Here is a 1,233-nt window from a genome sequence, read left to right on the forward strand (position 1 = left end):
CATGGGCAAGGCACTCGACGGTGTGCGCATTCTCGATTTCACGCATGTGCAATCAGGCCCGACCTGCACGCAGTTGCTCGCGTGGTTCGGCGCGGATGTGATCAAGGTGGAGCGCGCCGGCGCCGGCGACATCACGCGCGAGCAGCTGCGCGATGTCCCCGACGCGGACAGCCTCTACTTCACGATGCTCAACCACAACAAGCGCTCGGTGACCATCGACACGAAGAACCCCGAAGGCAAGCTCGTGCTCGAGGCGCTGATCCAGAAGTGCGACGTGATGGTGGAGAACTTCGCGCCCGGCGCGCTCGACCGCATGGGCTTCACCTGGGAGCGCATCCAGGAACTCAATCCGAAGATGATCGTCGCGTCCGTCAAAGGCTTCGGTCCCGGTCCCTATGAAGACTGCAAGGTCTACGAGAACGTCGCGCAGTGCGTGGGCGGCGCGGCCTCGACGACGGGCTTCGACGACGGTCCGCCCGTGGTGACGGGCGCGCAGATCGGCGACAGCGGCACGGGCCTGCATCTCGCGCTGGGCATCGTCACCGCGCTCTATCAGCGCACGATGACGGGCCGCGGCCAGAAGGTGCTCGCCGCGATGCAGGACGGCGTGCTGAACCTGTGCCGCGTGAAGCTGCGCGACCAGCAGCGGCTGGAGCGCACGGGCGTGATGAAGGAGTACCCGCAGTATCCGAACGGCACCTTCGGCGAAGCGGTGCCGCGCGCGGGCAATGCATCGGGCGGCGGACAGCCGGGCTGGATTCTCAAGTGCAAGGGCTGGGAGCATGACCCGAACGCGTACATCTACTTCATCACGCAGGCACCCGTGTGGGTGAAGATCTGCAACGTGATCGGCAAGGAGGAGTGGGCGACGGACCCGGACTACGCGACGCCCAATGCCCGCCTGCCGCGCCTGAAGGAAATCTTCGCGGAAGTCGAACGCTGGACGATGACGAAGACCAAGTTCGAGGCAATGGAAATCCTCAACAAGTACGACATTCCGTGCGGCCCGATCCTGTCGATGAAGGAAATCATGGAAGACGACTCGCTGCGTAAGACAGGCACGATCGTCGAAGTCGATCACCCGGTGCGCGGCAAGTATCTGACGGTGGGCAACCCGATCAAGCTGTCGGACAGCCCGACGGAAGTCACACGTTCGCCGCTGCTCGGCGAACACACCGACGAAGTGATGGCCGAACTCGGCTACTCGTCCGCACAGATCGAAGCGCTCAGGAC

The 1,233-nt window shown here is 64.1% G+C and carries 1 protein-coding gene; it reads left to right on the forward strand.

Features of this window, described 5'->3' with window-relative positions:
* Position 1: 1 nt before the first annotated feature.
* Positions 2-1,233, forward strand: a 1,232-nt coding sequence (frc, locus tag G3N95_RS40375) for a formyl-CoA transferase (RefSeq protein WP_205975647.1), incomplete at its 3' end; no start/stop codon positions are given.

Source organism: Paraburkholderia sp. Tr-20389 (assembly GCF_017104565.1).
Classification (GTDB): Bacteria; Pseudomonadota; Gammaproteobacteria; order Burkholderiales; family Burkholderiaceae; genus Paraburkholderia.